This window comes from Aquabacterium sp., from assembly GCF_050725395.1.
Taxonomy (GTDB): domain Bacteria; phylum Pseudomonadota; class Gammaproteobacteria; order Burkholderiales; family Burkholderiaceae_C; genus Aquabacterium.
Genome location: NZ_JBOHHL010000002.1, coordinates 70,014 through 83,847 on the forward strand (window position 1 = coordinate 70,014; position 13,834 = coordinate 83,847).

Sequence of the window (13,834 nt, forward strand, 5' to 3'; positions counted from 1 at the left end):
TCGGTGCGGCTCAGCGCAGCTTCAAAGAGGACAGGCCCAGCAGGCACAAGAGCATGGTGATGATCCAGAAGCGGACCACGACCTGCGTTTCTTTCCAGCCGGATTTTTCGAAGTGGTGGTGCAGGGGCGCCATCAGCAGGATGCGGCGGCCCTCGCCGTATTTCTTCTTGGTGTACTTGAAGTAGCCGACCTGGATCATCACGGACAGGGCCTCGAGCACGAAGACGCCGCCCATCACGGCCAGCACGATCTCTTGCCGCACGATGACGGCGATGGTGCCCAGCGCGCCACCCAGGGCCAGGGCCCCCACGTCGCCCATGAAGACCTCGGCCGGGTAGGCGTTGAACCACAGGAAGGCCAAGCCCGCCCCCGCCATCGCGGCGCAGAACACCATCAACTCGCCCGCCCCCGGGATGTGCGGCAGCAGCAGGTACTTCGAGAACACGGCATTGCCGGTGACGTAGCAGAAGATGCCCATCACCGAGCCCACCATCACCACCGGCATGATGGCCAGGCCGTCCAGGCCGTCGGTCAGGTTGACCGCGTTGCTGGTGCCCACGATCACGATGTAGCTCAGCACGATGAAGCCCCACACGCCCAGCGGGTAGCTCACGGTCTTGAAGAAAGGCACGATCAAATCGGCCTTGGGCGGCAAGTCGTTCGAGAAGCCCGAACCGATCCAGCGGAAGAACAACTCCAGCACGCGCAGGTTGTTGGTCTCGGACACGCTGAAGGCCAGGTACAGCGCCGCGATCAGGCCGATGATGGACTGCCAGAAATACTTCTCGCGCGAAGGCATGCCCTCGGGATCCTTGTGGACCACCTTGCGCCAGTCGTCGGCCCAGCCAATGGCGCCGAAGCCCGTGGTCACGATCATCACGATCCACACGAAGCGGTTGGACCAGTCAAACCACAGCAGGGTCGACACGCCGATGGCCAGCAAGATCAAGGCGCCGCCCATGGTGGGCGTGCCGCGCTTGGTCAGGTGGCTTTGCATCGCGTAGTCGCGGATGGGCTGGCCGATCTTCAGTTCGGTGAGCTTGCGGATCAGGGTCGGTCCCAGGGCCAGGCCGATCAGCAGGGCCGTCATGGCCGCCATCACCGCGCGGAAGGTCAGGTACTGGAACACGCGCAGGAAGCCCCATTCGGGGTGCAGGATCTGCAACCATTCGGTCAGGCTAAGCAGCATGGGCATCCCCCAGCAGCGTGGCGACCACTTGTTCCATTTTCATGAAGCGAGACCCCTTGACCAGGACCGCGGCGGCTTCAGGCACCCCGGTTTGTGTGTTGAGCGCGGCCACGATGTCGGCGGCGCTGTTGAAATGCCGGGCCGATGGGCCAAAAGCCTGGGCCGCGTGCGCGCACAAGGCCCCCGCTGTCCAGAACTGTGCGATGCCGCGTTCGCGCGCATGGCGGCCGACTTCTTCGTGGAAAGCCGGGCCTTGGTTGCCCACCTCGCCCATGTCACCCAGCACCAGCCAGTGCGGTCCCGGCAGGCCGGCCAGCATGTCGATGGCGGCGCGCACGGAGTCGGGGTTGGCGTTGTAGCTGTCGTCGACCAGGGTGACCTCGCGGCCTCGCTGTTTGAAGCCGTGCAATTGCGAACGGCCCTTGACGGGCTCGAAGCTTTCCAGGCCCGCCACCACCGCGCTCAGTGTGGCGCCAGCCGCCATGGCCGAGGCGGCCGAGGCCAAGGCGTTGCGCACGTTGTGGGCACCCGCCATGGGCAGCTTGACGCTGGCCTGGCCCGCTGGCGTGTTCAGGGCGATCACCCAATGCGGCGAGGGCTGGGCCTGCCAGGTGGCCTGGCCCGTGACCGCGGCCTGGCCTTCTGTGGCGAAGTCGATCACGCGGCAGCCATTGGCCAGCTCACGCCAGATGGGTGCATGCTCGTCATCGGCGGGGAACACCGCCACGCCGCCACGCGACAAGGCTTGCAGCACGGCGCCGTTCTCGCGGGCCACGGCTTCGACCGTGTGCATGAACTCCTGGTGTTCGCGCTGGGCGTTGTTGACCAGGGCCACGGTGGGCGCCGCGATGGCCGACAACTGGGCGATCTCGCCTGGGTGGTTCATGCCCAGTTCGACCACGGCGCAGCGGTGCTGGCCTTCGCGCAGGCGCAGCAGGGTCAGCGGCACGCCGATCTCGTTGTTGTAATTGCCCTGCGTGGACAAGGCCGCGTCCGGCGTGCCCTGCTCTTTCACCCAGGCCCGCAGGATCGAGGCAATCATTTGCGTGACGGTGGTCTTGCCATTGCTGCCGGTGACGCCGATCAGCGGGATGTCGAAACGCGCGCGCCAGCCCGAAGCCAGCCAGCCCAAGGCTGCGCGCGTGTCGCTGACGGTCAGGCCCGGCAGACCGGAGCTGTCCAGGCCACGTTGCACCAAGGCCGCCACGGCGCCGGCCCCGCGGGCCTGCGGCAGAAAATCGTGCGCATCGAAGCGTTCACCGCGCAGGGCCACGAACAGGTCGCCTTGCTGCAAGGTGCGGGTATCGGTGTGGGCACGAAGCAAAGGCGTGGCAGGGTCGCCCGACAAGGTCGAGCCCGGCAGCAGTTGGTGGGCCAGGCCCAGGGTCATCATGGGTTTTTTGCTTTCAACAACAGAAGCAGCAGGGAATCGGCCCTGCAACGCCAGAAGGGCCTGCTCGGTGTCCGAAAACGGCGTCTTGACGCCCGCCACTTCCTGCGTGGTCTCGTGGCCCTTGCCGGCGATCAGCACCACGTCCTTCGGGCCACAGCGCGCGATCACGTCGGCGATGGCTTCGGCGCGGTCGTCCAGCACCTCGATGCCGTCGTGGCGCGCGATGCCGGCCATGATCTGCGAGAGGATGAAACAGGGCTTTTCGTCACGCGGGTTGTCGCTGGTCAGCACCACGCGGTCGGCGAACTGTTCGGCGATGGCGCCCATCAAGGGCCGCTTGATCGGGTCGCGGTTGCCGCCGCAACCGAAGATGCACCACAGCTGGCCGCCGCGCGCCTTGGCCAAAGGAATCAAGGCGCACAGCGCCTTCTTCAAGGCATCGGGCGTGTGGGCGTAGTCCACCACCACAGCGGGCTGGGCATCGGGCGCCACGCGAGGCGATGCCACGCGCTGCATGCGGCCGGGCACGGGTGTGAGGTTCGCGCAGGCGGCCACGGCCTGGCTCAAGGACACGCCCAGCGCACGCAGGGCACCGATCACGGCCAGCAGGTTCGAGGCATTGAAATCCCCCACCAAGTGCGTGTGCACCTCGACATGGTCGAGCGTGGCGTCCAGTTCGGCATCGCGCTCGACCAGGGTGAAGCCCATGCCTTCGGCGTGGTGCGTGAGGCCGGTGGCCTGCAGGCGGGCGGTGTGCACCAGGCCATAGCTCCACAGGTCCAGGCCGCGCGCGCTCACGCCATCGGCCAAGGACTCGCCAGCGGGGTCGTCCAGGTTGACCACGGCCGCGCGCAGGCCGGGCCAGTCGAACAGGCCACGCTTGGCTTCCCAATAGGCGGCCATGCTGCCGTGGTAATCCAGGTGGTCTTGGGTGAAGTTGGTGAACTGGGCCACGCTGATGCGGGTGGCGCCCAGGCGCTGCTCTTCGATGCCAATGGACGAGGCCTCGATGGCGGCTGCCTGGCAGCCTTGGTCCACGAACTGGCGGAAGGTGGCGTGCAAGGTGATCGGGTCGGGCGTGGTCAAACCGGTCGGCAAGAAATTGCCCGAGCCTGGTTGGCCGACGCCCAAGGTGCCAATGACACCGCAAGGCCGGCCCACGGCGGCCAAGGCCTGCGCGGTCCACCACGAGGTCGAGGTCTTGCCATTGGTGCCGGTCACAGCCACCACGTCGAGGTGCGCGCTGGGCTCGTCGAAGAAGCCGTGTGCGATCTCGGCGCTGGCCTTCTTGAGACCCTTGAAAGCAGCCACCCGGGCATCGCTGAAGGCAAAGGCCTCGGCACCCTCGGCCTCGACCAGGCAGGCGCGCGCGCCCTCTTGCAAAGCCTGCGCGACAAAGGCGCGGCCATCGCGCGCGGCACCGGGCCAGGCGATGAAGCCCACGCCTTCACCGGCTTGCGATGCCACCACGCGGCTGTTCACCGTGAGCGACTTGACGCCCTGCTGGCGCAACCAGGCCAAGGCGTCATCGACCGAAGTCAGGGTCAACAAAGAGGCGCCCATCAGAAGCTTTCCTCCACGCTTTGCATGGCCGTGATGTCTGGCCGCACGTTCAGGTCGGGCATCACACCCAGGCGGTTGAGCGTTTGCTCGACCACCTGGCTGAACACGGGCGCGGCCACGTCACCGCCAAAGTAAACCCCGTTGCCGGGTTCGTCCACCATCACCGCGACGACGATGCGGGGGTTGCTGATGGGCGCGATGCCCACGAACCAGGAACGGTACTTGTTGCCCGAGTAGCCCTTGCCTTCCTGCTTGTGCGCGGTGCCGGTCTTGCCACCCACGCTGTAGCCCATGGCCTGGGCCTTGGGCGCGGTGCCGCCGTTGGCCGTCACCATGGCCAGCATCTTGCGCACTTCGCGCGTCACCTCGGGCGAAAACACGCGCGCGCCTCGGATGGGCACGACATCGTTGTTGTTCGAGGCATTCAAACCCGGCTTGTAGTCGGTGCGCAAGGCCAGGTTCTTGGGTGTGGCGGTCTCGTCCGAGCCATCGCGCTTGAGCAGGCTGATCGGGATCAGCTCGCCATCGCGCGCGAACACGGTGTAGGCCTGCGCCAGTTGCAACAGGCTGGCCGAGAGGCCATAGCCGTAGCTCATCGTGACCTGCTCGATGCGCCGCCAGCTCTTGTACGGGCGCAAGCGCCCCGTCACCACGCCCGGGAAACCGATCTGCGGTTTCTGCCCCAGGCCCACCGAGGTGAACAGCTCCCACATTTCTTTGGGCTGGAACTGCAAAGCCAGCTTGGCGGTGCCGATGTTGCTGGACTTCTGGATGACCTGCTCCACCGTCAGGTCGCCATGGGGATGCGAATCGGTGATGGTGGCGCCGTCGATGGTCATGCGCCCATTGCCGGTCGAGATGATGGTGTCGGGCTTGACGCGCTTGGTTTCCAGCGCCCACGAGATGATGAAAGGCTTCATCGTCGAGCCTGGCTCGAAAGTGTCGGTCAGCGCGCGGTTGCGCAGTTGCGCGCCGGTCAGGTTGCGGCGGTCGGCCGGCGTGTAGCTGGGCACGTTGGCCAGGGCCAGCACTTCGCCCGTTTGCGCATCCAGCACCACCACGCTGCCGGCCTTGGCCTTGTGGAAGGCCACCGCATCGCGGATGCGCTGGTAGGCGTAGAACTGGATCTTGGCGTCGATGGACAGGCGGATCTCGCGGCCGTCATCCGCCGGGATCAGGTCACCGACCGATTCGACCACGCGGCCCAGGCGGTCCTTGATGACGTGGCGCACGCCATCGCGGCCCACCAGTTGTTTCTGGTAGGCCAGCTCGATGCCTTCCTGGCCTTCGTCCTCGATGTTGGTGAAACCCACGATGTGCGCGGCCGCCTCGCCCTCGGGGTACTGCCGCTTGCTTTCCTTGATCTCGTGCACGCCCTTGATGTCGAGCGCAGCCACTTGCTGGGCCACGCTTTCATCGACCTGACGACGCAGCCAGGCAAAGTTCTGGTTGCCGTCCAGGCGCTTTTTCAGTTCGCTCTGCTTCATGTCCAGCAGCTTGGCCAGGGCCTTGAACTGCGTGGGCGTGGCGTCGAAATCCTTGGGGATGACCCACAGCGAAGGCGAAGGCACGCTGGACGCGAGCAGTTCGCCATTGCGGTCCAGGATGCGGCCGCGGTTGGCCGGCAGCTCGATGCGGCGCTCGTAGCGGCTGGCACCTTGCTGCAAATAGAAGTCGTTGTGGATGATCTGGATCCAGGCGGCGCGACCGATCAGCACGGCGAAGCCCAGGCCGATGGCACCGATCAGGAACTTGACGCGCCAGGGCGGCGTGCGTGAGGCCAGCAGCGGGCTGGTCGCGTAGCGCACCGTCGGCATGGCCGTGGCGTTCTGGCGGCGCGGCAGGCGGCGCAGCTTGCGGATCAGGTCACCCACGCGGCTCATGGCATGGCCTCCGTGGGGGCGGACGCCGCACCGGCTTCGGTCACGTAGTGCGTGACGGCGGGCGTGGCACTGAACATGCGCAGCTTTTCGCGCGCGAGCTTTTCAACGCGCAGCGGCGTGGCCTGCGCGCGCTTGTCCAGCTGCAGGCGCTCGCGCTCGCTTTGCAATTCGTGTTCGCGACTCTGCGCGCGCTCCAGCTCGACGAACAGGTGGCGCGATTCGTAGCTGGAACGGATCAACCAGACGCAGCTGAACAGCAGCATCGCGACGAGGAGCAGGTTGAGGCGCGTCATCACCGACGAGCCCCCTTGTCGCGCTTGCCACGCCCCTTGCCGGCGCCGGCACCTTCAGGCTGCGCCAACTCGGCAGACCAAGGCACGTCGGTGCGCTCGGCCACGCGCAGCACCGCGGAGCGTGCGCGCGGATTGTCCAGCACCTCGCCATCGGAAGGCTTGACGCGGCCCAGCGAGTGCAGCAATTTGGCCTTGGGTGGCGCGAAGGGCGCACGGCGGTCCACCTCATCCCGGCTGTGCTTGGCGATGAAGGTTTTGACGATGCGGTCTTCCAGCGAATGGAAGCTGATGACCGCGAGGCGACCGCCAGGGGCCAGCATCTTCAAGGCTGCCTCCAGCGCGTCTTGCAATTCCCCAAGCTCGCGGTTGACGTGAATCCGTAGAGCTTGAAAGGTGCGTGTGGCGGGGTTTTGGCCGGCTTCACGCGTTTTGACCGCACCAGCCACGACGTTGGACAGCTCGGCCGTGGTTCGCACGGGCTGTCCTGCCTCGCGGCGAGCCACAAGCGCCTTTGCAATCGGGCGAGCAAACCGTTCTTCTCCATAGGTCTGTATCACCTCCGCCAGTTCATCGATGGAGGCGTGGGCCAGGTAGTCGGCCACGCTCTCGCCCTGGGTGGTGTCCATGCGCATGTCCAGCGGCGCATCGAAGCGGAAACTGAACCCGCGCTCCGGGTTGTCGATCTGCGGCGACGACACACCGATGTCCATCAGCAGACCTTGCACCGGCCCCAGGCCCAGGTCGTTGACCACATCCGCCCAATGGGAGAAGGCCGCGTGCTCGATGCGGAAGCGCGGGTCGGTGATGGCTTGCGGGCCCATGGTCGCGTGCGCGATCGCATCCGGGTCGCGGTCCAGCGCCAGCAGCTGCGCTTGCGGACCCAGGTGCGACAACAGCAGCCGCGAGTGGCCGCCCCGCCCGAAGGTGGCATCCACATACAGGCCTTGCGGATGCGGGCCCGTTTCGGACTCCCACAAGGCCTCGACCGCCTCGGTCAGCAGGACGGTGGTGTGCTGCCAAGGTGTTTGCTCCTGGTGCATCGCGGTCAGAAGGTGAAGTCTTGCAGGGCGTCGGGCATGGCCTGGGCCATGACTTCGGCCTCGTGCGCGGCGTAGCGCTGGGCATCCCACAGTTCAAAATGGCTGCCCATGCCCAGCAACATGACTTCCTTGTTCAAACCTGCGGCCGTGCGCAGCTCCGGCGAGACCAGGAAGCGCGAGGCGCCGTCGATCTCGACGTCCATGGCATTGCCCAGGAAGATGCGCTTCCAGCCGGCCGCCGACATGGGCAGCGCGGCAACCTTGTCGCGGAAGGTTTCCCACGCGGGGCGCGGAAACACCATCAAACAGCCTTCGGGATGCTTCGTGAGCGTGAGCTGTCCTTCGCACAGGGCTTGCAGGACGTCGCGATGCCGCGCAGGCACGGCCAACCGTCCCTTCGCATCCAACGCCAACGCCGAGGCACCCTGAAAGACCAGACTCACACAAAACTCCACAAAAGTGCACTAAATCCCACTTTAACCGATCACCTCCCCCGAAACAAGGGGAAAAGTGAAAAAATCTTCAATGAAATCAAAGACTTACGAAGGTTTTCCAAGAAGAATTCCAGAAAAAAAGTCCTTATGAAATAAGGACTTGCAAAAGGGTCTGGAAGTGAAAAATGAAGAATTTCCCCAGGATGGGTGGGGTTTCCACCTCGGAGGGGCAGGAGGGTAAAGGCCCTCCTGATGCTGGCGATCGAGGTTGATCAGGCCCTGCGCGGGCGATCGAACACCGCGTCAGCGGGCGGCCAGGTTCGTCACCCGTCCGCTTTGGAGGTAAGCCTCCAGGCTCCGGTCCATGGCGGCGGAGCGCGGCACCAAGGCGGTGACATGCCCATATTGTGGTGCGAGTTCCTGTGACGCCGTCGCCGCGGATTGCCCACGTGACAACCGGTACAAGGCCGACACGAGGCCGGTTCGGTCCGCGCCCGACTCGCAATGGATCAACAGGGGCTTGGGGGCCCGTTCGATCAATTTGACGACCTCGTCCATTTGTGGGACCGAGAGCTCCTGGTAGGCCGACATGCGCCAATCCAGGTGCTGGACGCCAATGGCGCGAACCGCGCGCATTTCATCGTCGTACCAAGGCCGGCCCGTGTTCTCGCCACGCAGGTTCAGCACGGTCTTGATGCCATGGCTGGCCACCAAGTGGCGCAAGGCCTCGCCGCTGGGTTGGGCCGACCGGTAGACCAGGCCGGGCTCCACCGCGTGGAAATTACCGCCATGCCGGACGAAGAGGTAGGCCCCGCCCGCGAGCATCAAGCCCGCCAGCAACAACCCACCCGCCCAGCGCAGGCCCAGGCGCGCGGTGCGGCCAAGCCAATGGAAGGTCGTGGCGCCTGCCGGAGGGCAAGCGTCGGTCAGCATGGAGTCCATGCCGGGATCGTGCACCGCGCATCATTAAGGGCGCATTAAGCGAAGGTGACACGCGCATCCAGTCCATGGCCCCCGGCCGCCGTGGCCAAAACCACCTTGGCGCCATGACGATCGGCGATCGACTTCACGATGGCCAGACCCAGCCCACTGCCACTGCCGTCGCGGGACTGGGCCTGGGCGTTTTCACAGCGGTAGAAACGGTCGAACACCCGCTCGCGGTCAGCCTCCGGGATGCCCGGGCCGGTGTCCGAGACCCGAAGCTGGGCACGCCCTTGCTCGATGGACGCCGCCACGTCGACCACCCCGCCGGCCGGGGTGTAGCGCAAGGCATTCTCGACCAGGTTGTTCAGCAGCACCGTCAATTGAGCGGCATCGCCCTGGACCACCACGCTGCCGGATGCCGACGCCCCGAGGTCCAGACCGGCGTGGTCCGCCTTGACGCTGAAGCTGGCCACCACCGACCGGGCCAGCGCCGCCAAATCCACCGCTTCGCGGCGCGCTGGTTCGCCGTCGGGCTCCGTCCGCGCCACCTGCAGCAACTGCTCGATCAAATGCTGTGATCGGTCGATCCCGGCCGACAAGGCGGCCATGCTGGCGCGTCGATCGGCTTCGTCGCTGGCGCGTTCCAGGAGCTGCAATTGCAAGCGCAAGGCCGTCATGGGCGTGCGCAACTCGTGGGCCGCATCGGCCAGGAATCGCCGCTGGGCCGTGAAGGCCAGGCCCAGGCGCTCCATCAGCCCATTGATCGAGGCCACGATCGGCACCACCTCCTTGGGCACGCCGCCGAGCTCGATCGCGTCGAGCGTTCGCGCACTGCGCGAGGCGATGTCGCGCGCCGTCAGGTCCAGCGACCGGAAGCCGTTTCGCAGCCCGAACAGCAGCAGCCCACCCACCACGGCGACCAGGCCGGTCAGCGGCAGCAAGACTTCCACGGCGGACTCGCGGGCCATTTCCTGGCGCGCCGAGGTGCGCTGCGCTGCCTGCGCCGTCCCCACGGCGCCGACACTCGAGTAGACGATCCACGACTCGCCATCCACCACGGGCCGGGCCAGGCCCTCGGTGCGGGAGAACGGCACCCGCACACGCGGGTCGGACGCGTAGATGCGCTCCCCCGCCGGTGTCCAGGTCAAGGTGACGATTTCGGAATCGTCGGGTTCGTCGGTTCGGTCCTGCAGCGCGACCTCGCCGGGCGACCGCGGTCCATGCGCGGAGTGGTGGTAGCTCGCCACGGCCCGGGCCACGTTCTGGAGGTCGTTGTCGAACACCTCGTTCATCTCTTCGAGGGTGACCAGGTAGGTGACCAACGCCACCAGCACCGCGCCCAGCGCCAAGGCCCCCAAGATCCAGGCCAGCAAGGTCCGTTCGATCGATTTCATCATGCCTCGGCGACACGGTAGCCGACCCCGCGAACGTTCTTGATGAACCCCGGGCCGAGCTTTTTCCGGAGATGGTGCAGGTGCACCTCGATGGCATTGCTGCCGATTTCATCCGCCCAGCCGTAGACGGACTCTTCCAGCTTTTCCCTCGACAGCACGGCGCCGGGACGCTGCATGAGCGCCTCCAGGATCGAAAATTCGCGGGCGGACAGCGCCACGGGCTCGCCATGGCGGGTCACGCGGCGACGCACCGGGTCCAAGTCCACGCCGCCAAAGCTGAGGATGGGCGTGGCGCTGCCCGCGTGGCGGCGCAGCAGGGCCCGCACCCGGGCCACGAGTTCATCCAGGTCGAAGGGTTTGAGGAGGTAATCGTCCGCACCGGCATCCAGGCCGGCGATGCGGTCGCGCACCGTGTCGCGGGCCGACGCGATCAGGACCGGCATCGAATCTCCTCGGCTTCGCAGGGTGGCCAGGACCGCCATCCCGTCTTGCTTGGGCAGCCCCAGGTCCAGGATGGCCAGGTCATGGCTGCGGTGCGCCAGGGCGACGTCGGCTGCCCGGCCATCGGTGACCCAGTCGACCGCGAATCCCGCCTGGCCCAGGCCTCGGCTGACTGCGTTGCCAATCATGGCGTCGTCTTCGATGAGCAGTATGCGCATGAGGTGTTCAGGGTTTTGCGCACGCGAGGAATGGGCGCCGAATGTCCGGCTGGACAGCTTAAGCCAGAGTTAAGCGGATGCAACTGGTCTTGTCAGTGGCATGGATCGTTCCTAAGATGCGCCGACCCCGCCCGCTGGGGGTTGATCACAATAACCTGAGGAATCGCCATGCTGAAACAACTCGCTTCATCCGCCGTGGCCTGCCTGGTGCTGAGCAGCACCGCTTTGGCCCAAACCTCGGACGTCATCAGTCCGGCGCCGTTTTCCAGCCACTACATCGCCACCAGGCCAGACCTGCGCAAATGCGCCTTCCCGACCTGTGGTGGTTATTTCGTCAAGGCCGTGAACCGCGCCCTGACGCGTTGCGCCGATGGCAGCTTGCAGAAGGAATGCCATGTCGCCACCCTGAACGCCAATGCGCTGCCATGGTCCGACGCCGACCTGGCCGCGTTCGAGCAATCATTCACCCCGGGTCAGGGCCTGGTGCGCGGCAAGCTGGTGGCGCTCAAAAGCAGCACCGGCCTCAAGGCCGACACCCTGGTGATCACGGAAGGGTGGGTGGCGCAGGCCGACAGCAAGGCCCTGGGCGTGTTCTACCAATTGAAGAACAACGGCATCGCCTGCATCACCACGCCGTGCCCGTCCATCAGCGAAACGACGCTGAACTACCCCATCAGCCGGAACATCCATGGCCTGGACCTGGCCGCCTCGGGGGCCAAACCGGCCCAGGTGGCAGCAGGCCTGCAGGCGCTCGGCAGCACGGGCGTGCTGGCGGCCGGTGGCCACAAAACCATCACAGGCCCCGCCGGCCAAGGCCAGCAGTTGGTCGCCAAACAGTTCTACTTGCCCTTCGTGCCCGCCAAGACACGCTGACACGGGTCGGTGTTTTCCAACCCCATGTTCACGGGATCAGGGTCGATCCCGTGACTTTTTGGCGGAAAACCCTTTGAGAAACTGCTTTGTCCACTTGTCAGAATCCAGGCCATGCGATTTATCGATTGCTGGTAATCGGTCAACGTTCATTGACCGAATTTCCTGATGTAGCTGGAGACACCATGATCCGTACCTTCCTGCGCCAGCCCGCGCTGACCCTGCCGCTGGCCGCCCTGACCCTGGCCGTGAGCGCCGCTTACGCCGCCCCCACCCAAGGCCCCTCGGGCATCGCGTTCTACAACGCCGCCACGCCCAACGGCGCCCACGGCGACCTGATTTCCTACCGCACCACCACCGTCAACCTGGGCACTGGCGCCCCCGCCGTCAAGGCCTGGAACGTGCAGTACCAGTCGACCGATTCGGTCGGCGCGGCCAATGTGGTCACCGGCACCGTGCTGGTCCCCACCGCCGCCTGGACGGGCACCGCCCCACGTCCGATCGTGTCCTACGCCGTGGGCACCCATGGCCTGGCCCAGCCTTGCGCGCCTTCGCTGCAACTGGCCGGCGGCACAGACTACGAAACCGCCAACATCAACGCCGCCCTGAAGGCCGGCTACGCCGTGCTGATCACCGATTACGCCGGCTACACCACGGGCAGCACCCCCACCTACCTGGCCGGCGCGTCGCAAGGCAATGCGGTGCTGGACATCGTCAAGGCCGCATCGCAGATCCCGTCGGTCGGCATCAGCGCCACCGCCAAGACCGCCGTCTGGGGCTACTCGCAAGGTGGCCAGAGCGCCGCCTGGGCCGCCCAACGCCACGCCGGCTATGCGCCCGGCGTGAACCTGGTCGGCGTGGCCGCCGGTGGCGTGCCCGCCAACTTCCTGAGCGTGGCCAAGTACCTGGATGGCAGCGCTGGCGCTTCTTTCCTGTTCGGTGGCGTGATCGGCCTGGCCGAGCAATACCCCACCGCGATCCCGCTGGACACGCTGGCCAACGCCACGGGCCAGGCCGCGATCGCCAAGGGCAAGTCGCAGTGCGTGTTCGAATCGCTGTTCGAGTTGATGAACCACAAGCTGTCCGAGTTCACGGTGAACAACCAGACGCTGGATCAGCTGACCGCCATCCCGGCGATCAACGCCACGCTGAAGGCCCAGGATCTGGGCGCCGACAAGGTGGCCGTGCCCCTGTACCAGTACCATGGCAAGGCCGACGAGTTCATCCCGATCGACCAGGCCGTGGCCCTGAAGAAGCAGTACTGCGCCAAGTTCAGCAATGTCTACTTCGACGTGTTCCCCAGCGAGCACATCGTGACCCAATTCCAGGCCGCGCCCACCGTGCTGACCTGGCTGGGTGACCGCTTCAACGGCAAGAGCGCCACCAGCAGCTGCATCACGCTGTCGGCCGAACCCAAGTCGACGGCCAACCCCGGCGGCGGCAACTTCGTGGTCACGCTGGACAAGTGGCCACTGATCGCCAACGTGGGCCTGAAGACCCTGGGTCAGACGGTGAACCTGCCGACCACGTCGACCTTCTCGGCCAACACCGACATCACGGCCCAACGCCTGACGGGCCAGCTGTCGATCCCCGAGTTCAAGTCCTCGGTCAAGATCATCGGCATCGGATCGGCCATCGGCCTGCGCATCACCCCCGTGGGCGATGCCACCGGCACGGCGGTGCTCGACACCAAGGGCCAACTGCACGTGCATGGCATGGCCAAGGCCGACATCACCGTGACCTCGGTCTCGGGCATCAACTTCGGCGAGTGCAAGACGGTCACGCCGGTCGAGTTCCCCATCAACTTCGACGGCCCCGTCTCGTCGCTGGGCAATGGCAGCCTGACCTTCACCGGCACCACGACCTTCCCGCAGCTCAAGGGTTGCTCGATCTCGGCGATCCTGTCGTCGGTGATGTCCGGCGCAGGCCAGACCTACTCGTTCACCGTGACGCCCCCGGCGCCCACGAAGTACTGATCCACGCCTGACCTTTCCGTGATTTCGAGGCCTCTCCGCAAGGAGGGGCCTTTTTTCATGGGCGTCCGGGTGCTCGACTAGGAAAGGCCCGCCCCTTGAACAGGGGAGGTGGGCCGGCGCAGCGTGAGATAGTTGGCAGTCCAAAACCACGCCACCATCGCGCAACGACCCCAGGCCACACGCCTTCGCCGATCATTGGCTTGCCCCATTCCCTGT

General features: G+C 65.9%; 11 protein-coding genes. 2 read left to right on the forward strand and 9 right to left on the reverse strand.

What is annotated here, in order from left to right:
• Positions 1-10 precede the first annotated feature (10 nt).
• The 9 genes from mraY to ACREB4_RS01730 form a co-directional block, all read right to left on the reverse strand.
• A complete protein-coding gene (gene mraY, locus ACREB4_RS01690; protein WP_431586652.1) occupies positions 11-1,189 on the reverse strand; it encodes a phospho-N-acetylmuramoyl-pentapeptide-transferase in 1,179 nt (392 codons plus the stop codon).
• On the reverse strand, positions 1,179-4,145 hold the full coding sequence (gene murF / locus ACREB4_RS01695; protein ID WP_431586456.1) for a bifunctional UDP-N-acetylmuramoyl-L-alanyl-D-glutamate--2,6-diaminopimelate ligase MurE/UDP-N-acetylmuramoyl-tripeptide--D-alanyl-D-alanine ligase MurF: 2,967 nt from the start codon (positions 4,143-4,145) through the stop codon (positions 1,179-1,181). Before murF ends, mraY begins: the two co-directional genes overlap by 11 nt.
• Positions 4,145-6,028, reverse strand: a complete 1,884-nt coding sequence (locus tag ACREB4_RS01700) for a peptidoglycan D,D-transpeptidase FtsI family protein (protein ID WP_431586457.1) — start codon at positions 6,026-6,028, stop codon at positions 4,145-4,147. The genes murF and ACREB4_RS01700 overlap by 1 nt, the downstream gene beginning before the upstream one ends.
• On the reverse strand, positions 6,025-6,321 hold the full coding sequence (gene ftsL, locus ACREB4_RS01705) for a cell division protein FtsL (RefSeq protein WP_431586458.1): 297 nt from the start codon (positions 6,319-6,321) through the stop codon (positions 6,025-6,027). Before ftsL ends, ACREB4_RS01700 begins: the two co-directional genes overlap by 4 nt.
• The gene (gene rsmH, locus ACREB4_RS01710) at positions 6,321-7,361 is read right to left on the reverse strand and encodes a 16S rRNA (cytosine(1402)-N(4))-methyltransferase RsmH (protein ID WP_431586459.1); all 1,041 of its coding nucleotides are present in this window, start codon (positions 7,359-7,361) and stop codon (positions 6,321-6,323) included. Before rsmH ends, ftsL begins: the two co-directional genes overlap by 1 nt.
• Positions 7,362-7,366: 5 nt before the next feature.
• Positions 7,367-7,798, reverse strand: a complete 432-nt coding sequence (gene mraZ, locus ACREB4_RS01715) for a division/cell wall cluster transcriptional repressor MraZ (protein WP_431586653.1) — start codon at positions 7,796-7,798, stop codon at positions 7,367-7,369.
• 300 nt (positions 7,799-8,098) lie between these two features.
• Entirely contained in the window at positions 8,099-8,737 is a 639-nt protein-coding gene (locus ACREB4_RS01720; protein WP_431586460.1) for a tyrosine-protein phosphatase, read from the reverse strand.
• Between the two features lie 35 nt (positions 8,738-8,772).
• On the reverse strand, positions 8,773-10,113 hold the full coding sequence (locus ACREB4_RS01725) for a sensor histidine kinase (protein WP_431586461.1): 1,341 nt from the start codon (positions 10,111-10,113) through the stop codon (positions 8,773-8,775).
• Entirely contained in the window at positions 10,113-10,772 is a 660-nt protein-coding gene (locus ACREB4_RS01730) for a response regulator (protein WP_431586462.1), read from the reverse strand. Before ACREB4_RS01730 ends, ACREB4_RS01725 begins: the two co-directional genes overlap by 1 nt.
• 168 nt (positions 10,773-10,940) lie before the next feature.
• Between ACREB4_RS01730 and ACREB4_RS01735 the strand changes: the two genes are divergently transcribed.
• On the forward strand, positions 10,941-11,645 hold the full coding sequence (locus ACREB4_RS01735; protein WP_431586463.1) for a DUF6748 domain-containing protein: 705 nt from the start codon (positions 10,941-10,943) through the stop codon (positions 11,643-11,645).
• A 182-nt stretch (positions 11,646-11,827) separates the two neighbouring features.
• Positions 11,828-13,618 (forward strand): alpha/beta fold hydrolase, encoded by a 1,791-nt coding sequence (locus ACREB4_RS01740; protein ID WP_431586464.1) that lies wholly within the window; start codon positions 11,828-11,830, stop codon positions 13,616-13,618.
• Positions 13,619-13,834: the final 216 nt, after the last annotated feature.